We start from the raw sequence: 18,714 nt of genomic DNA, 5'->3' as shown, positions 1-18,714 counted from the left end.
GGACGGTTGATATGAGTACCCCCCTGATCGAAATCCGTGACCTCAGCGTCGCCTTCAGCGGTGAAACCGTGGTGCGCAACCTGTGCCTGGACATCCGCCCCGGCGAATGCCTGGCGCTGGTCGGCGAGTCGGGTTCCGGTAAATCGGTGACGGCGCATTCGATCCTGCAATTACTGCCCGAAACCGGCACCGAATCCACCGGCAGTATCCGTTATCGTGGCAAGGAACTGCTCGGCGCCCCGGCCAATGTGTTGCGTGAATTGCGCGGCAACCGGATCGCGATGATTTTTCAGGAGCCGATGACCTCGCTCAATCCGCTGCACAGCATCGAAAAGCAGATCGGCGAAACCCTGCTGCTGCATAAAGGCCTGACTGGCAAAGCGGCGCAAGCGCGGATTCTTGAGTTGTTGCACCTGGTCGGCATCCAGAAGCCCAAGGAACGGCTCAAGGCTTATCCCCATCAACTCTCGGGTGGACAGCGTCAGCGGGTGATGATCGCGATGGCCCTGGCCTGCGAGCCCGAGTTGCTGATCGCCGATGAACCGACCACAGCGCTGGACGTCACAGTGCAGCGCAAAATTCTGATCCTGCTCAAATCCCTGCAGCAACGGCTTGGCATGTCGCTGCTCCTGATCAGCCATGACCTCAATCTGGTGCGCAGCATTGCCCAGCGCGTGTGCGTGATGAAAGCCGGGGAAATCGTCGAGCAAGCCACCTGCGAAACCATCTTCACCGAGCCGGAGCACCCTTATAGTCGCTTGCTGTTGAACGCCGAGCCGGAGGGCGAAGCCCTGCCCCGCGACGAGCGCGAGAACGTGTTGGAGGTGGACAACCTGCGCGTGCAGTTCGCCCTCACTGGCGGCCTGTTTCAGCGCAAGACCTACCTCAATGCGGTGGACGGCATCAGCCTCAACATTCAGCGCGGCAAGACACTGGGCATTGTCGGTGAATCCGGTTCGGGCAAGTCAACGCTCGGCCAAGCGATCCTGCGCTTGCTCGACTCCCAAGGCAGCATCCGCTTTCAGGGCTCGGCGCTGGATGGCCTGACGCAAAAACAGCTGCGGCCGTGGCGCAAGAAAATGCAGGTGGTGTTTCAGGACCCTTATGGCAGCCTCAGCCCGCGGATGTCGGTCGCGCAGATCATCAGTGAAGGCCTGGAGGTACACAGCCAGTTGACGGACGAACAGTGCAAGGCCGAAGTGATTCGAGCGCTGGAAGAAGTCGGCCTCGACCCGCAAAGCCGTCATCGCTATCCGCACGAATTTTCCGGCGGCCAACGTCAACGCATCGCCATTGCCCGGGCACTGGTGCTGAAACCGGCGCTGATCCTGCTGGACGAGCCGACGTCGGCACTGGACCGTACCGTACAAAAGCAAGTGGTCGCCCTGCTCCGCCAACTTCAGGAAAAACACGGTCTGACGTATTTGTTTATCAGCCATGACCTGGCAGTGGTGCGCGCCCTGGCCCACGACATGATCGTGATCAAGGACGGCAAAGTGGTGGAAAGCGGTGCCAGCCATAAAGTGTTTGAATCGCCTCAGCATCCGTACACCAAAGAGCTGTTGGCGGCGGCGCATCCGCGGTAGTCGCAAGACCGAGTCGCGGCCATCGCGAGCAGGCTCACGCCTACAGAAAACCGCGCTCCAATGTAGAAGTGAGCCTGCTCGCGATGAGGCCCGCACTGGCACTAAACATTTTGGATAAGAGCCCATGAACACCACCGAAAGCCTCAAGGACTACCAGCGTGTGCGCCTGCTGGCGATCCGCTCGCTGTTCGAGATCATCGAGCAGTCCAGCGAAGGCACGGTGATTGTCGACCGCGATGCCAACATCGTCTGGATGAACGAGCGCTATGCCCGGCGTTTCGGCCTGGAGTCGGCGGAAGTGGCAATCGGCAAGGCCTGCGAGAGTGTGATCCCCGGCAGCCTGCTGCGCGAAGTGGTGCGCACCGGACGCCCGATTTTGCTCGACATGCAAGACACCCCCAAAGAACCGCTGGTAGTAATGCGCCTGCCCATTCATGACGATGCGGGCGTGGTGATCGGCGCGATTGGTTTTGCACTGTTCGACGAGTTGCGCAGCCTGTCGCCCATGCTCAAGCGCTACATGAGCATGCAGGAAGAACTGGCATCGACCCGCTCGCTGTTGCGGGCACGCCAGACCAAGTACAACTTCGCCCACTTCATCGGCACCAGCGCCGCCAGCCTGGAAGTCAAACGCCGTGCCCGGCGCAGTGCCAGCGCCGAGTCGCCCGTGTTGTTGCTCGGTGAAACCGGCACCGGCAAGGAGCTGCTGGCCCAGGCGATCCACAGCGCCTCACCGCGCGCGCACAAAGCGTTTGTCAGCATCAACAGCGCGGCAATTCCCGAATCGTTGCTGGAAGCGGAATTCTTCGGCACCGCCCCAGGCGCGTTTACGGGCGCCGACCGCAAGGGCCGCGCCGGCAAGTTGCAGATCGCCCAGGGCGGCACCTTATTTCTGGATGAAATCGGCGACATGCCGCTGCCGCTGCAAAGCAAACTGCTGCGGGTTTTGCAGGAGAAGGAATTCGAGCCGGTCGGTTCCAATGATGTGATCCACAGCGATGTGCGGGTGATCGCAGCCACTTCAACCGATCTCGAAGCTGCCATCAAACGTGGCGAGTTTCGGGCGGACTTGTATTACCGCCTGAACGTGTTGCCCATCCACGTGCCGCCACTGCGGGATCGTCTCGACGACCTGCCGGCGCTCAGTGAAGCGATTCTTGAGGAACTGCGCAGCCAGCATGAACTGAACCGCGAGGCGCTGGCGTTGCTGAGTCAACACGCGTGGCCGGGGAACATTCGTGAATTGCGCAACGTCCTGGAGCGGGCAGCGTTACTCAGTGATGATCTGCTGCTGGATGCCGCAGAGATTCGTGCGGCGATTGGCACCTTCACGCCGGTCGAACGCTCGACACCGCAAGTGAATGAGGCGGTTGAACACGAGACGTTCAGCCAGGCTCGGGAGCGGTTTGACCGGCAGTTGATTGAATCTACCCTCGCGCAATGCGGGGGCAAGGTCATTGAGGCGGCGGCGCGACTGGGCTTGGGACGGTCGACGTTGTACAAGAAGATGGTGGCGTTGGGGATTGCAGAGTCTCTATAGAGAGACTTGAATCTCCATTATTAGACAGACCATCGAGAGCAAGCTCATTCCCACAGGGGGCCGAGTTCTCAAGGCCAACTCAGTTAACTTGTGAGAGCGAGCTTGCTCGCGATGAGCCATCACCCTCAAAAAACATCTCAAAAAAGAGACAAATAATTAACTGCCGCCTCAACTATCTATAAATACTCTTATATTTCAACTACTTAACCCTGTGGCACGAATCTCGCTAAAGCCCTCTCCCACAAAAGACCTACCCTACAAAAATAACAATTCAGGAGACACACCATGAGTGTGATCATTGCCTTGGCAGCCCTAGCGCTGTTGATGCTCGCTGCTTACCGTGGCTACAGCGTTATCCTTTTCGCCCCGATTGCCGCCCTCGGCGCCGTCCTGCTCACCGACCCTTCCGCCGTCGCCCCTGCCTTCACCGGGGTGTTCATGGAAAAAATGGTCGGCTTCATCAAACTGTATTTCCCGGTGTTCCTGCTCGGTGCGGTGTTCGGCAAGCTGATTGAGTTGTCCGGCTTCTCGCGCTCCATCGTCGCCGCCGCCATTCGCCTGCTCGGCACACGCCAGGCGATGCTGGTGATCGTGCTGGTCTGCGCCCTGCTCACTTACGGCGGCGTATCGCTGTTTGTAGTGGTCTTCGCGGTCTACCCGTTTGCCGCCGAAATGTTCCGCCAGAGCGACATCCCCAAGCGCTTGATCCCGGCGACCATTGCCCTCGGCGCGTTCTCGTTCACCATGGACGCCCTGCCCGGCACCCCGCAAATCCAGAACATCATTCCCAGCACCTTCTTCAACACCACCGCCTGGGCGGCACCGTGGCTGGGCGTGATCGGCACCATTTTCGTGTTCTGCACCGGCATGCTGTTTCTCCAGCGTCAGCGCAACAAGGCCCAACGGGCCGGCGAAGGCTATGGCACCGAGTTGCGCAACGAACCGGAAACCTCCGCCGACATTAAGCTGCCCAACCCATGGATCGCCCTTTCGCCGCTGCTGGCCGTGGGGATCATGAACCTGCTGTTCACCCAATGGATTCCGCAGTGGTACGGCAAGACCCACAGCCTCGCGCTGCCGGGCATGGCCGCGCCAGTCACCACCGAAATCGCCAAACTGACGGCGATCTGGGCGGTTCAGGCGGCGCTTTTGGTGGGCATCATCATGGTGCTGGTGTTTGGCTTCCAGGCGATTCGCAGCAAACTCGCTGAAGGCAGCAAAAGTGCGGTCAGTGGCGCGTTGCTCGCGGCGATGAACACCGCGTCGGAATACGGCTTCGGTGCGGTGATTGCTTCGCTGCCAGGCTTCCTGGTACTGGCTGACTGGCTCAAGAGCATTCCGAACCCGCTGGTCAACGAAGCGATTACCGTGACCTTGCTCGCGGGCATCACCGGTTCTGCATCCGGCGGCATGAGCATCGCGCTGGCGGCCATGGCCAATGACTTCATCGCGGCGGCCCACGCGGCCAACATTCCGCTGGAAGTGCTGCACCGCGTGGCTGCGATGGCGAGCGGTGGCATGGACACCCTGCCGCACAACGGCGCGGTGATTACCTTGCTGGCAGTCACCGGGCTGACGCATCGTGAAGCCTATAAAGACATTTTCTGTATCACGCTGATCAAGACCCTGGCGGTCTTCGTGGTCATCGGCACTTTCTACGCCACTGGCATTGTGTGAGGTATTCATGACGACTCTTACAGGCAAGACCGCACTGGTCACCGGTTCCACCAGCGGCATCGGCCTGGGCATTGCGCTCAGCCTGGCCAAGGCCGGCGCCAATGTGGTGCTCAATGGTTTCGGCGATGCTTCCAAGGTGATTGCCGAGGTCCAGCAGTTCGGCGGCAAAGTGGGTCATCACCCGGCCGATGTCAGCGATCCGGCGCAGATCGCCGAGATGGTTGCGTATGCCGAGCGTGAGTTCGGTGGCATCGACATTCTGGTCAACAACGCCGGCATCCAGCACGTGGCGTCGGTGGAAGATTTTCCGGTGGAGCGTTGGGACTCGATTATCGCGATCAACCTGTCCTCGGTGTTTCACAGCACCCGCCTTTGCCTGCCGCGTATGCGGGCGAAGAACTGGGGGCGGATAATCAACATTGCCTCAGTGCACGGCCAAGTTGGGTCGGTTGGCAAAGCGGCTTACGTGGCGGCCAAGCATGGGGTGATCGGCTTGACCAAAGTGGTGGGCCTGGAAACCGCGACGACGCACGTGACGTGCAACGCGATTTGCCCGGGCTGGGTATTGACGCCGCTGGTGCAGAAGCAGATTGATGACCGTGCCGCGACCGGGATCGATCCGCAGCAGGCGCAGCATGATTTGCTGGCTGAGAAACAGCCGTCACTGGAGTTCGTTACCCCGCCGCAACTGGGCGAGTTGGTGTTGTTTTTGTGCAGCGAGGCCGGTAGCCAGGTGCGTGGCGCGGCGTGGAATATTGATGGTGGGTGGTTGGCGCAGTAATCCCCTCAAACCGCGTTATCGTTCATCGCGGGCAAGCCACGCTCCCACCTTGGATCGCGTTTACCTGTGGGAGCGTGGCTTGCCCGCGATTGGATCTCCAGATAGAAAAAGAGGCAAATCATGTCCGACATCCTCTGGCAACCCAGTGCGGAGCGCATCGCCAAGACGCGCATGGAGGCCTTTCGGCGTTCCATCAGCCAGCGCCACCACGTCCACATTGATGACTACCCGGCCCTGCACCAATGGTCCATCGATCAGCGCGAAGACTTCTGGCAGGCCATCGTCGATTTCTTCGACATCCGCTTCCACGACCAACCCGACGCCGTGCTGGTCGAGGGCGCGCAAATGCCCAGCGCCCAGTGGTTTCCCGGCGCCACCCTGAACTTTGCCGAACACCTGTTGCGCCGTCGCGACGATGCCATCGCGGTGATTGCCATTGGCGAGAACGGCCAGCGCGAACACCTGACCTGGGCGGAACTGGCCGAGCATGTCGCCGGGTTCCAGTACAGTTTGATTGCGGCCGGCGTCGGCCTCGGCGACCGTGTCGCCGCGTGCATGCCCAACACCTGGCAAACCCTGGTGGCCATGCTTGGCACCACCAGCCTGGGAGCGATCTGGTCCTGTTCCTCGCCGGACTTCGGCACCCAAGGCGTGATCGACCGCTTCGGCCAGATCGAACCGAAGGTGCTGATCACCTGCGCCGGTTACCGCTACGCCGGCAAGGACATCGACCAGACCGGCAAAATCAACGAAATCCTCTCGCGCCTGCCGTCCTTGCAGCAGTTAATTGTGGTGCCTTATGCGCGGCCGCAGGCGCACATCGTCGACTTCCACACCCCTGCCAATGTGACGTTGTGGGAGGACTTTTACGACGTGGGCGGCGAGCCGGATTTTGTCCCCGTGCCCTTCGCGCATCCGCTGTACATCCTCTACTCCAGCGGCACCACCGGCGTGCCGAAATGCATCATCCACAGCACCGGCGGCGTGTTGCTGCAGCACGTCAAAGAACATGGGTTGCATTGCGATCTCGGCGCGGGTGACCGTTTGTTCTACTACACCACCTGCGGCTGGATGATGTGGAACTGGCTGGTCTCGGCCCTCGCCGTCGGCAGCGCCGTGGTGCTATACGACGGCTCGCCGTTCCATCCAAACCCGGAACGGTTGATCGACCTGATAGACGATGAACAGGTCAGCGTATTCGGCACCAGCCCCAAGTACTTGGCGACCCTGCAAAGCAATGGCGTGAAGCCGCGCGAAAGCCATGACTTGAGCAGTCTGAAAACCCTGCTCTGCACCGGCTCCGCGCTGTCGCCCCAGAGTTACGACTATGTTTACCGCGACCTCAAGACTGACGTGTGCCTGGCGTCGATGTCCGGCGGTACGGACGTCGTTTCGTGTTTTGTGAACGGCAACCCGTTTCAACCGGTACGTCGTGGCGAAATACAGGGCAAGAGCCTGGGCATGGCGGTTGAAGTCTGGAATGACGACGGCCAACCGGTGATCGCAGAGAAAGGTGAACTGGTATGTACCCGGCATTTCCCGGCCATGCCCATCGGCTTTTGGAATGACCCTGAGAATGAAAAGTTGCACGCTTCCTATTTCAGCCAGTTTCCCGGTGTTTGGGCCCAGGGCGATTACGCCGAGCAACTGCCTCACGGCGCGATGATGATCCACGGGCGTTCGGACGCGGTGCTCAACCCGGGCGGCGTGCGCATCGGCACGGCGGAAATCTACCGGCAGGTGGAAAAAGTCCCGCAAGTACTGGACAGCGTAGCCATCGGTCAGCAATGGCAGGATGACGTACGGGTCGTGTTGTTTGTGCGATTGCGCGACGGTGTCGAACTGGATGAAGCCTTGCAGCAACAAATCCGCCAGGTGATTCGCGCTAACACCACGCCGCGACATGTGCCGGCGAAGATTGTCGCGGTGATCGATATTCCACGAACCATCAGCGGGAAGGTCGTCGAATTGGCGGTGAGGAATGTGGTGCATGGCCAGAAGGTAAAGAACACCGACGCCCTGGCCAATCCCGAGGCGCTGGAGCAATTCCGCAACCGCCCTGAACTCCAGACCTGAAGCCCCCCCCTGTAGGAGCGAGCCTGCTCGCGAAAGCGGTGTGTCAGTCCATAAGGCCCCATTCGCCTGAAGTCGGCGCTGACGCCTCCGTATGCAGTTTCAACCGCAACCGCAGGTTGTTCACCGAATCCGCATGCTTCAACGCCTCCTCCTCACTGACCGCCCCTTCCACGACCAACGCATACAGCGCACCGTCAAAGGTCTGCATGCCCGACTCCGACGATTTCTCCATGATGCCTTTCAGCTCAGACAGCTCATTACGCCGAATCAAGTCGCCAATGGTCGGCGAACCCAGCATCACCTCCACCACCGCCCGGCGCTGACCGTCGCGGCCGGGCACCAGGCGTTGGGACACAAACGCCTTGAGATTGTTGCCCAGGTCATGCAGCAGTTGCGTGCGACGTTCTTCGGGGAAGAAATTGATGATACGGTCCAACGCCTGATGAGCGTTGTGTGCATGCAAAGTGGAAATCACCAAGTGTCCGGTATCGGCAAACGCCAGCGCGTGCTCCATGGTTTCGCGGTCACGAATTTCGCCGATCAGCACCACGTCCGGTGCCTGGCGCAGGGTGTTTTTTAATGCCGCATGAAAACTTCGGGTATCGACGCCCACTTCACGCTGGTTGATGATCGACTGCTTGTGCCGATGGATATATTCGATCGGGTCTTCAATGGTGACGATATGACCGCTGCTGTGGCGATTGCGGTAGTCGATCAGCGCCGCCAGCGATGTCGACTTGCCCGAGTCTGTGGCGCCGACGAACAGTATCAGGCCTTGCTTGAGCATCACGGTGTCCAGCAGCACGGGGGGTAACTTGAGATCTTCGAAGCGCGGGATGTCGAGTTTGATGTTACGTATCACAATGGACACGTCGTTGCGTTGCTTGAACAGATTGACCCGAAAGCGCCCGATCCCCGACAACGAAATGGCCAGGTTCATTTCCAGGTCGCGCTCGAACTCCAGACGCTGTTCGGCGTCCATGATGGATGCGGCCATTGCCGCGACTTCACCGGGTTTGAACGGCTGATCGCACAACGGTTTAAGGACGCCGTCAATCCGCGCGCTGGGCGGTGCCGCCGTGGAGAGATAAAGATCGGAGCCATTACCGCTGGCCAGAAGTTTCAACAGTGCATCGATTTCCATGGCAAAAAACACCCGCGAAGCATTCAATGAAAAAATAATGACCCGACAGGGGTCATCCAGCCTCTACCGCCCTACGAGGATAGTAGACGCCGCCACACCGACTTAAACGCAGGACCACTTGATGAACGCATCACCCACCGGCAGCGATGCCCAGGCCTTGATTGCCCGACTGGACTGGACACAGACCCCCTTGGGCCCTGCTGGCACCTGGCCGCAGAGCCTGCGCACCGCCGTCGACATCGTGATTCACTCACCGATGCCGATGCTGTTGCTATGGGGACCGCAGCTGACACAGATCTATAACGACGGCTTCGCCCTGCTCGCTGGCAGCAAACATCCACACGCTTTCGGACAGCCGACGCACCAGATATGGCCAGAACTCCAGGCCTTTACCGACCCGATTTACAGCGCCGTCCTACAAGGCCAGGTGCGCACCTACAGCGAACAGCGCTTTACCCTGCAACGTGACGGTGGAGATTCCGACTTCTGGCTGGATTTGACCTACAGCCCGATCCGCGATGAAAGCGCCGAGGTGGCGGGCATTCTGGTCACTGCCATCGAAACCAACGAACGTCGCCGCATCGCCCTTGAACTGGAACAACGCTCGGCCGCCAGCCTCAAGGCCCAGCGCGAAACCGAACAGCGCCTGCAACTGGCCTTGGCCGCGACCGACTCGGTGGGCACCTGGGATTGGGACATCGGCGAAGACCGTTTCCTCGCCGACGCTCATTTTGCCCAACTGCACGGCATCGATCCGGCGTTGGCCGGGGAGTTGCCGATCAGTGCCTACCTCCAAGGCGTTCACCCGGAAGACCGGGCGATGATTGCGCGCAGCATCAAGCACTGCATCACCCATGGCACCGAGTACGCCGAGGAATATCGCCTGCTGCAATCCGATGGGCAGTTGAGCTGGGTATTTGCCCGGGGGCGCTGCTACAAGGATCACCACGGCCGGCCGATGCGCTTTCTCGGCGCCGCGCTGGACCTGACCGAGCGCAAACGCACCGAACAGGCCCTGCGCCAGAGCCAGACCGAGCTGCAATTGATCATCAACGCGATGCCGATCCTGATCAGCTACGTCGACAGCGAAGAGCGTTTCCGCCTGAACAATTCCGCGTACCTGGACTGGTACGGCCTGACGCCGCAAGAGCTCTACGGCAGAACCATTCGCGAAGTACTGGGTGACGAGGCCTATGCCTTACGTGCTGAACACATTGCTGAAGCACTCACGGGCAAACCTTGTTGTTTCAGCATCAGCACGCCACACCGTGATGGCAGCCTGCGGCATGCGCTGATGAACTACCTGCCGCGCCACGGTGCGGATGGCGCGGTGAATGGCTTCTACATTTTTGTGATCGACGAAACCGAGCGCAAACAGACCGAAGAAGCCTTGCGCAATCTCAATGAAACCCTGGAAGAGCGTGTCGCCGCCCGTACCCGGCAGCTGGCCGAAGCCAACCAGCGCCTGCAAAACGAGATGGTCGAGCGCGAGCGTGCCGAGGACGCCTTACGCCATGCTCAAAAAATGGAAGCGGTCGGCCAGCTTACCGGCGGTATCGCCCATGACTTCAACAACATGCTTACCGGGATTATTGGCAGCCTTGACTTGATGCAGCGCTACATCGCCGATGGGCGCACTCACGAGATCAGCCGTTTTACCGAAGCCGCGGTGTCCTCGGCCAACCGCGCCGCCGCGTTGACCCATCGCCTGCTGGCGTTTTCCCGTCGCCAGTCACTGGATCGCAAACCGCTGAATGCCAATGAACTGGTGCGCTCGCTGGAAGACTTGCTCAGCCGGACCACGGGCGACCATATCGAGCTCAATCTGCAACTGGCCGATGAAGTCTGGCCGATCAGCACCGACGTCAGCCAACTGGAAAACGCCCTGCTCAACCTGGTGATCAACGCCCGCGATGCGATGCCCGATGGCGGCAAACTGCTGATCGAAACGAGCAATGTCTACCTCGACGGCACGGACATCACCACACTGGAACCGGTCAAGGCCGGGGATTACGTGATGATCGCGGTCAGTGACAACAGCACCGGCATGACACCCTCGGTACTGGCCAAGGCGTTTGACCCGTTCTTCACCACCAAACCCATTGGCCAGGGCACAGGGCTGGGGCTGTCGATGATCTACGGCTTCGCCCAGCAATCAGGCGGGCATGTCAGCCTGTTCAGCCTGCCGGGCAAAGGCACCAGCGTGCGTCTGTACCTGCCGCGCTTGCATGCCATGGAACCGGAAAACGTGCTGGTGCCGGTCACGGGCGAGGCGCCAGCGGCGATTGCCGGTGAAACCGTGGTACTGGTGGAAGACGACCCGGCGGTGCGCATGCTGGTGCTCGACTTGCTCAATGAGTTGGGTTACCACGCTCACGAAGCTGAGGACGCCAAGGCTGCCCTGCCCTTGCTGGAATCGGATTTGCGGGTTGATCTGCTGGTGACCGATGTCGGACTGCCGGGCATGAACGGTCGGCAACTGGCGGAGATCGCCCGCCAGCATCGCCCGGACCTCAAAGTGCTGTTCATGACCGGTTACGCGGAAACCGCCGCGGAACGCCAGGGCTTTCTGGAGGAAGGCATGGACATGGTGGCCAAGCCCTTTTCCATCGACTTGCTGGCCAACAAGATTCGCACGATGATCGGCCAACCCGAGTGAGTTGAGGCATAATCGCCCGCCCCGCTGTCAGCACGTTGCAAGGTACGCCCCATGAAAGCTCAAGCCCGCCACATTCTGGTGAAAACCTCGGAAGAAGCCGAGCAGCTCAAACAACGCATCGCCAAGGGTGAAGCCTTCGATGTGCTGGCCAAAAAGTACTCCACTTGCCCGTCCGGCAAGCGCGGCGGCGACCTCGGTGAAGTGCGGCCGGGGCAGATGGTCGGGGTGATTGATGCGGTGATTTTCAAGAAACCGCTGCGGGTGGTGCACGGACCGATCAAGAGCAAGTTCGGGTATCACCTGGTGCAGGTGTTTTACCGGGATTGACGGATTGGCTTTAGGGCCTCATCGCGAGCAAGCTCCCCACATTGGAATGCGTTCCCCTGTAGGAGCGAGCCTGCTCGCGAACCGACTGCGAAGCAGACGGCCATTCCCCCTTATCCAGGGATCAGCGCCCCCGGCACCTGAATCACCCGACTCGCCAACCGATGCCCCGCCTCAGCCGCTTCCACCGCGCTCGCGCCCTTGAGCCGACTGGCCAGGTACGCCGCACTGAACGAATCCCCCGCCGCCGTCGTATCCACGACGCGTTCGACCTTCTGCGCCGGCACCTCAAACGACTCGCCGTTACAGCGAATCAGGCATGCTTGCGAACCGCGCTTGAGCACCACTTCCGGCGTGCCGATCTGCTCGTAAGCATCGAACACCGCCTGGCAACTTGAGAAATGGAACAGCGCCTGCTCGTCCTCAACCGTCAGCAACGCCAGGTCCACATACGGCAACACACTGCGATACGCCGCCCGCGCTTCTTCAACCGTGGCCCACAAGCGTGGCCGGTAGTTGTTGTCGAAGACGATCCGCGCATCTCGCTGGCGGGCTTCGATCAGGGTTTCCAGCAGCTTTTCACGACCTTGCACACCGAGCACCGCCAGGGTGATACCGCTGAAATACAGCACGTCGTAATCTGGCAGCGCCGCCAGAATCGGCGCGGCGGCGGGTGTGGTGAAGCAATCGCGCACGGCCGCTTCGTTGCGCCAGTAAAGGAAACGACGCTCGCCGGCGGCGTCGGTCTGGATGCAATACAAGCCGGGCAAACGTCCGGGTAAACGCTGGACCATGCCCAGGCCGATGTTTTCGCTGGCCCAGTTCTGGCACATCGCGTCGCTGAAGCTGTCGTCGCCCAGGGCGGTGACGTAATCGACGATGCCGCGCTCGCCCAGTTCACGGGACAGGTAGACGGCGGTGTTCAGGGTGTCGCCGCCGAAGCTTTGTTGCAGGCTGCCGTCGGCGCGTTGTTGCAGTTCGATCATGCATTCGCCGATCAGGGCGATGCGCGGGATGTTGGGGCCGAGGGTGTTAATGGTGTGCATTGTGTAGGGTCTCTGGTGTTTCTTTGTTGTCTGGGCGGGCACGCGATAGCAGCGCCTCTGTCTCAAGCCTTAGAAACAGGTTTCCATGGTTTCGATGACATTCATCTGATCATCCACCAGACACCCCGTGCGCCACTTGTCGAACGTCAGGCACGGGTGAGACGTGCCGAACGAAATGATATCGCCGACCCGCAACTCCACCCCCGGCGCCACGGTCATGAACGCGTGCTGGTCCATCACTGCCGTCACCTTGCAGGCACTGACGTCATCGCCCTTCGCCGGCACCACACCGGCCTTGTAACGCAGCAACGGCACCGGCAGACCGGCGTCGTACGCTACATCGCGCTTGCCCAGGGCAATCACCGCAAAACCCGGTTCCGGCATCGACTGCACGTGCGCCCAGACTTCCAGCGCCGGACGCAGGCCTTCGTTCAGGTCACTACGACGGTCGAGCACACAGCATTGCGCTTCCTTGTAGATGCCATGGTCGTGGGCCACGTAGCTGCCCGGACGCAACAGACTGAGAAAACGCCCGCCAGCGTTCTGTGCTTCGAACTCCTCGGCAATCAAGTCATACCAGGCGGAACCCGACGCAGTGATGATCGGCTTGGCAATCGCAAACGCGCCGCTGTCCTGCAACTGCACGGCCAAACGCACCAATGACTGGGCGAATGCGCGGATGCCGCTCACCGCATGATCGCCATGGATTACGCCTTCGTAGCCTTCGATACCGGTCAGGGCCAGCGCCGGTTGCGCGTTGATGGCTTTGGCCAGCGCGATGACTTCGTCTTCAGTGCGGCAACCGCAACGGCCGCCGACCACACCGTATTCGATCATCACGTTCAGGCGCACGCCGCGCGAGGCAAAGTAGGCGCCGAGGTCAGCGACGTTGTCCGGGTGATCGACCATGCAATGGAAATCGAACGTCGGGTCCGCCAGCAGATCGGCGATCAACGCCATGTTCGGCGTACCGACCAATTGGTTGGCCATCAGCACACGACGCACGCCATGGGCATAGGCCGCGCGGGTTTGCGTGGCGCTGGCCAGGGTGATGCCCCAGGCGCCGGCGTCCAGTTGGCGGCGAAACAAGGCCGGGGTCATGCTGGTTTTGCCGTGGGGCGCGAGTTCAGCGCCGCTGTTGCTGACAAAGTCCTGCATCCACCGAATGTTGTGCTCCAGTGCTTCGCGGTGCAGCACCAGCGCCGGCAGGCTGACATCGCGGACCAGGTTGGCGCCGGTCTGGGCAAAACCTTTTTCCACGGCGGCAGTATTGTTGGCAGTAGACATGGTCGAACTCCTCACATTCGCGGCCGCAGGCAGCCGCATTTATTCGTTGATACGCCGGGCCAGGTGATTGGCGTTGTCGATCAGCACTCGGCGATAGTCGTTGTAATGGGTCTTGGCATCAGCCCGTGGGGCCACGATGCACAGGGTCGCAATGGCCACGCCGTTGGGGTCTTTGACCGGGGCGGCGAAGCAATGGGTAAAGGTGTCGGCGACGCTATCGAAGGAGAAAAAGCCATCGATACCGGCCTGACGGATTTCCGCCAGAAACTGTTCCAGCGGCAGGCGTTCGCCGTTGGGCAGGATGAAGTCGTCATGGTCGATCAGGTCAACAATTTCCTCGTCACTCAAATGCGCCAACAGCAGGCGTCCGGAAGCGGTCCAGGGGATCGGCGCGTTCTCGCCGATGTCCGAGGAAATGCGGAAATGCCGCTCGCCCTCCTTCATCAGCGCCACGGTGTATTTGCGCCCGTTAAGCAGGCACATCTGCGCGGTTTCGTGGGTCTGGCTGACGATTTCCTGCAAGGCGAGATCGGCCTCGCGGGTCAAGTCAAAATGGCGCAAATGCGCCTGGCCGAGGAAGTACAACTGACGGCCGAGGTAGACATGACCGTCCTTGCCCACGGTTTCCAGAATGCGCCGTTCCAGCAGTGAGGCCACCAATTCGTAGACCGTGGATTTCGGGCTGCCGATGCCGCTGGCAATTTCATTCGGGCGCAGGGGTTTGCCGATTTCCTTGAGGAAGTCGAGGATATCGAACGCCCGGTCCAGACCGCGAGCCCGGCGCTTGATGGTGTCTTCGGTCATTTCATTGGTTCCCATACAAAGTGCCGGGAGTTTACCTAGAGTGCGATGCCGACTGTTAGGTCGCCCTCGCGGGCAAGCCACGCGCCTACATTTGAAATGCATTCCCCTGTGTGAGCGTGGCTTGCCCGCGAGGGGCGCGACTCGGTTCAGGCCTTTTTCTTGTACGCGATGCAGTCGATCTCAACCTTGCAGTCGACCATCATGTTCGCCTGCACGCAGGCTCGCGCCGGAGCGTGTTCGGGTTTGAAGTACTCGGAGAAGACCTTGTTGAAACTCGTGAAGTCCCGTGGATCCTCCAGCCACACGCCAGCACGCACCACATCTTCCAGGCCATAACCGGCCTCTTGCAGAATCGCAATCAGATTCTTCATGGTCTGGTGGGTCTGTTCGACGATGCCCCCCGTGATGATCTCGCCATCCAGCGCCGGCACCTGCCCGGAAACGTGTAGCCAGCCATCGGCTTCAACGGCGCGGGCGAAAGGACGAGGCGTACCGCCAGCGGCGCTACTGCCGGTGCCGTAACGAGTAATGCTCATGAGTGTTTCTCCTGATTGAATTCTGGAAAGTTAAAAGCGCGTGTTTTTGAGAAACTCAGCCAGACGCGGTGATTGCGGGCGCTCGAACAGCTCCTTGGGTGGCCCCTGCTCTTCGATGCGCCCCTGATTCATGAAAACGATCTTGTCCGAGACTTCGAATGCAAAACGCATTTCGTGGGTGACCAGCAACATGGTCATGCCTTCGTCGGCCAGGCCCTTGATCACGTTCAGCACTTCGCCGACCAGTTCCGGGTCGAGGGCCGAGGTGACTTCGTCGAACAGCATCAGGCTCGGGTTCATCGCAATCGCCCGGGCAATCGCCACGCGCTGTTGCTGACCGCCGGACAACTGACCGGGATAGTGATCACGGCGTTCGAGCAAGCCGACGCGCTCCAGCCATTTTTCGGCCAGAGCAACGGCCTCGTCCTTGTGCAGTTTTTTCACCTTGAGCAAACCCAGGGTGACGTTCTGCAAGGCGGTGAGGTGCGGGAACAGGTTGAATTGCTGGAACGCCATGCCCGTCATCGCACGATGCCGGGCGATGACTTTTTCCGGGTGACGTATGCGTTTGCCGTCGACCTCGTCATAGCCGATGGACTCGCCGTCGAGCATGATCTGCCCGCCCTGGAATTCTTCGAGCATGTTTACGCAGCGCAGCAAGGTGGTCTTGCCCGAGCCGCTGGAGCCGATCAGTGTGACGACGTTGCCGCGCTGCATGCTCAGGTCGACGCCCTTGAGCACTTCGAGCTTGCCGTATTGTTTGTGCAGGCCGCGTATGTCCAGCAGGGCCTGACCGTTTTGCGTGTTGGAGAGTTGAGTCATGGCAAGGCCACCCGCTTTTCAATGTGCCGGCCGAGTAATTCGATGGCGTAGTTGATGACGAAAAACAGAAATCCGGCGAACAGGTAAAACTCCAGGGTCATGAAGGTCCGGGCGATGATTTGCTGTGTGCTGAGCAGTAACTCCGCCACGCCGATCACCGACAACAGCGTCGAGGCCTTGACGATCTCGGTCGAGGAGTTGACCCAGGTCGGCAGGATCTGCCGCAACGCTTGAGGCAACAGCACGTAACCGAGGGATTGGAAAAACGTCAGGCCAATCGCCTTGCTCGCTTCCATCTGACCGCTGGGCAATGCTTGCAACGCGCCGCGCACGATCTCGGCGACGTGGGAGCCGCAAAACAGCGTCAGCCCCAAGGCACCGGCCTGAAACGCACTGATCTGCCAACCCAGTGCCGGCGCCATATAGAAGCAGGCCAGCACCAACACAAACACCGGCGTACCGCGAATCAGGTCGACGTAGACGCGAAACGGCGCGCGCATCCAGAACTTGCCGTAGGTCAGCACCAGACCGGCGACAATGCCGACCATCGTGCCCAGCAAAATGGCCAGCGCCGACACCTGCACACTGGTTAAAAAGCCTTGCCACAACACTTCGCGGGCAACCCATAACTCGTGCAACCAACCAGGGGATTCGTACATGCGAGCTCCTATCGGCGAATCGCCAGACGCTGTTCGAGGTAACGCAGCATCATGGCGATGAGGTAACAGGCCGCCACATAGAGCGCCGTGGTCACCAGCCAGGTTTCAATCACCCGGTAGCTCTCGACATTGATCTTGCGCGCGTAATAGGTCAGCTCCGGCACCGCGATCGCAGCGGCCAGCGACGTGTCCTTGAACAGCGAAATGAAGTTGTTCGACAAGGCCGGCAGCACATTGCGCAGCATCACTGGCACGGTGACGTAGGCCTTGACCTGCCACTCCCCCAGTCCGATGGCGAGCCCTGCTTCACGCTGGCCCTTGGGAATACTCAACAAACCGCCACGGAACACTTCGGTCAGATACGCCCCGGCGTACAGCGACAGGGTGATGATGAACGACGGGATCTTGTCCAGACGGATTCCGAGGCTCGGCAAGGCAAAGTAGATCAACAGAATCAACACCAGAATCGGCGTATTACGGATCACCGTCACATACACCGACGCCAGCACCCGCAATGCGCGGTGCTTCGAGAGCAAAGCAAACGCCATCATCAGGCCGATCACGCAACCGATGGCAATCGACACCAGCGCCAGCTCAAGGCCCAGACCGAGCCCCGCCAGCAAGGTGTCGAAATCGCGCCACACAGCGGCAAAGTTCAACTGATAGTTCATGGTCAGCAGTACCTTGAGCGGGGCGCGTTATGGGCGCCCCGCTCTCACGGGATCATTTGAATTCGACAGGGAAACCGATGGCTGGAGTCGGCAGATCGACACCAAACCATTGCTTGAAGGACGCCGCGTAGGTCGGGAACTCAACGCCGGTCATGGCTTCATGCAGGGTGGTGTTGACGAAGTTCAGCCAGTCCTGATCACCGCGTTTAACTGCACACGCATAGGTTTGCGGGCTCCAGGCGTAAGTCGGGCTGCGGTAGCGGCCTGGGTTCTGCACCATCAGGTATTTCACCGACGACTGATCGGTGGCAGCGGCATCGGCACGGCCCGAGTTAACGGCCTGGTACATCAGGTCCACGCTGTCGTATTGATCGACCTTGGCCTTGGGCAACGCCTGGTGCACCAGCTCTTCGGCGTATACGTTCTGCAAGACCGCAACGGTCACGCTGTCGTTGGCAGCCTTGAGGTCTTCGATTTCCTTGTACTTGCTGTTCGCCGGCAGCAGCAGGCCCACGCCTTCGCGGTAGTACGGCAGGGTGAACGCCACTTGCTGCGCACGACTGGCGGTCACGGTGATGAACTGGCAACTGATGTCGACCTTGTCGGTCAGCAAGTTGGGAATCCGCGCATCGGACGACTGCACCACAAACTCGACTTTGGTCGGATCGTTGAACAACCCCTTGGCAATCATCCGCCCGATATCGATATCGAACCCCTGCAACTTGCCATCCGCTCCCTGGAAGTGCCACGGCGCATTGGTACTGCCCGTGCCCACAATCAATTTTCCACGGGCCAGCACGCTATCGAGCTTACTGTCCGCCGCCTGGGCCACGCCCATGGCAGCGGCGGTAGCCGCGAGAACAAAAACACACGCTTTTAACAAGGAAGGTCGGCGATGCATGGCAAGCACTCCAGGATGATGTTTATTCCGCTATACCGGACATTGGTATGTAACAACGGAATAGACAGCAGAAAGTGTGCCACAGGTTGCGGAGAGAATGTTGGGGCGATTGAAAATCGATTTGAATCAACGGGATGGGAAAAACACTGAGGGATCTGTTACCAAACGCACGCGAGGGGAAGCGCTACCGTTGGCTACAGC

16 protein-coding genes are annotated in these 18,714 nt (G+C 60.2%); 7 read left to right on the top strand and 9 right to left on the bottom strand.

The genetic code is table 11. The features are described from left to right. Positions 1 to 11 precede the first annotated feature (11 nt). The 5 genes from J2X66_RS20680 (at position 12) to J2X66_RS20660 (ending at position 7,660) form a co-directional block, all read left to right on the top strand. On the top strand, positions 12 to 1,586 hold the full coding sequence (locus J2X66_RS20680) for an ABC transporter ATP-binding protein (RefSeq protein ID WP_310267780.1): 1,575 nt from the start codon (positions 12 to 14) through the stop codon (positions 1,584 to 1,586). A 124-nt stretch (positions 1,587 to 1,710) separates the two neighbouring features. Then, a complete protein-coding gene (locus J2X66_RS20675; RefSeq protein WP_310267777.1) occupies positions 1,711 to 3,126 on the top strand; it encodes a sigma 54-interacting transcriptional regulator in 1,416 nt (471 codons plus the stop codon). A gap of 285 nt (positions 3,127 to 3,411) precedes the next feature. Beyond that, a complete protein-coding gene (locus J2X66_RS20670; RefSeq protein ID WP_310267771.1) occupies positions 3,412 to 4,803 on the top strand; it encodes a GntP family permease in 1,392 nt (463 codons plus the stop codon). Positions 4,804 to 4,810: 7 nt separating this feature from the next. Then, on the top strand, positions 4,811 to 5,584 hold the full coding sequence (gene hbdH, locus J2X66_RS20665; protein ID WP_310267768.1) for a 3-hydroxybutyrate dehydrogenase: 774 nt from the start codon (positions 4,811 to 4,813) through the stop codon (positions 5,582 to 5,584). A gap of 120 nt (positions 5,585 to 5,704) precedes the next feature. Beyond that, positions 5,705 to 7,660, top strand: coding sequence for an acetoacetate--CoA ligase (locus tag J2X66_RS20660; RefSeq protein WP_310267765.1), 1,956 nt, complete (start codon positions 5,705 to 5,707; stop codon positions 7,658 to 7,660). Positions 7,661 to 7,703: 43 nt separating this feature from the next. Here J2X66_RS20660 and J2X66_RS20655 read toward each other — a convergent pair whose 3' ends face one another. Then, positions 7,704 to 8,804, bottom strand: a complete 1,101-nt coding sequence (locus J2X66_RS20655; RefSeq protein WP_310267762.1) for a PilT/PilU family type 4a pilus ATPase — start codon at positions 8,802 to 8,804, stop codon at positions 7,704 to 7,706. Positions 8,805 to 8,925: 121 nt separating this feature from the next. Here J2X66_RS20655 and J2X66_RS20650 point away from each other — a divergent pair, with 121 nt between their 5' ends. Both J2X66_RS20650 and J2X66_RS20645 read left to right on the top strand, forming a co-directional pair. Continuing rightward, on the top strand, positions 8,926 to 11,463 hold the full coding sequence (locus J2X66_RS20650; RefSeq protein ID WP_310267759.1) for a PAS domain-containing protein: 2,538 nt from the start codon (positions 8,926 to 8,928) through the stop codon (positions 11,461 to 11,463). Between the two features lie 51 nt (positions 11,464 to 11,514). Then, positions 11,515 to 11,790, top strand: a complete 276-nt coding sequence (locus tag J2X66_RS20645; protein WP_007898282.1) for a peptidylprolyl isomerase — start codon at positions 11,515 to 11,517, stop codon at positions 11,788 to 11,790. 110 nt (positions 11,791 to 11,900) lie between these two features. Here the strand turns inward: J2X66_RS20645 and J2X66_RS20640 are convergent, their stop codons facing one another. From J2X66_RS20640 to J2X66_RS20605, 8 genes are all read right to left on the bottom strand, one after another. Further along, on the bottom strand, positions 11,901 to 12,833 hold the full coding sequence (locus J2X66_RS20640) for a sugar kinase (RefSeq protein ID WP_310267757.1): 933 nt from the start codon (positions 12,831 to 12,833) through the stop codon (positions 11,901 to 11,903). A 69-nt stretch (positions 12,834 to 12,902) separates the two neighbouring features. Next, positions 12,903 to 14,120, bottom strand: a complete 1,218-nt coding sequence (locus J2X66_RS20635; protein ID WP_310267754.1) for an amino acid deaminase — start codon at positions 14,118 to 14,120, stop codon at positions 12,903 to 12,905. A 39-nt stretch (positions 14,121 to 14,159) separates the two neighbouring features. Further along, entirely contained in the window at positions 14,160 to 14,924 is a 765-nt protein-coding gene (locus J2X66_RS20630) for an IclR family transcriptional regulator (protein ID WP_027923784.1), read from the bottom strand. A gap of 146 nt (positions 14,925 to 15,070) precedes the next feature. Beyond that, positions 15,071 to 15,460 carry a RidA family protein gene (locus J2X66_RS20625; RefSeq protein ID WP_027923783.1) on the bottom strand — a complete coding sequence of 130 codons (390 nt, stop codon included), beginning with the start codon at positions 15,458 to 15,460 and terminating at the stop codon, positions 15,071 to 15,073. Between the two features lie 30 nt (positions 15,461 to 15,490). After that, positions 15,491 to 16,282: an amino acid ABC transporter ATP-binding protein gene (locus J2X66_RS20620; protein ID WP_027923782.1), complete on the bottom strand. Its 792-nt coding sequence runs from the start codon at positions 16,280 to 16,282 to the stop codon at positions 15,491 to 15,493. Then, positions 16,279 to 16,941, bottom strand: a complete 663-nt coding sequence (locus J2X66_RS20615; RefSeq protein ID WP_027923781.1) for an amino acid ABC transporter permease — start codon at positions 16,939 to 16,941, stop codon at positions 16,279 to 16,281. Before J2X66_RS20615 ends, J2X66_RS20620 begins: the two co-directional genes overlap by 4 nt. A gap of 8 nt (positions 16,942 to 16,949) precedes the next feature. Next, a complete protein-coding gene (locus tag J2X66_RS20610; protein ID WP_008015908.1) occupies positions 16,950 to 17,612 on the bottom strand; it encodes an amino acid ABC transporter permease in 663 nt (220 codons plus the stop codon). A gap of 52 nt (positions 17,613 to 17,664) precedes the next feature. Beyond that, complete coding sequence (locus J2X66_RS20605; protein ID WP_027923780.1) at positions 17,665 to 18,513, bottom strand: transporter substrate-binding domain-containing protein; 849 nt, start codon at positions 18,511 to 18,513, stop codon at positions 17,665 to 17,667. Between the last annotated feature and the right edge of the window lie 201 nt (positions 18,514 to 18,714).

This window comes from Pseudomonas sp. 3296, from assembly GCF_031456615.1.
Taxonomy (GTDB): Bacteria; Pseudomonadota; Gammaproteobacteria; order Pseudomonadales; family Pseudomonadaceae; genus Aquipseudomonas; species Aquipseudomonas mucoides.
Note: the sequence above shows the minus strand (reverse complement) of the source record. Positions and strands in the feature narration are given on the sequence as shown.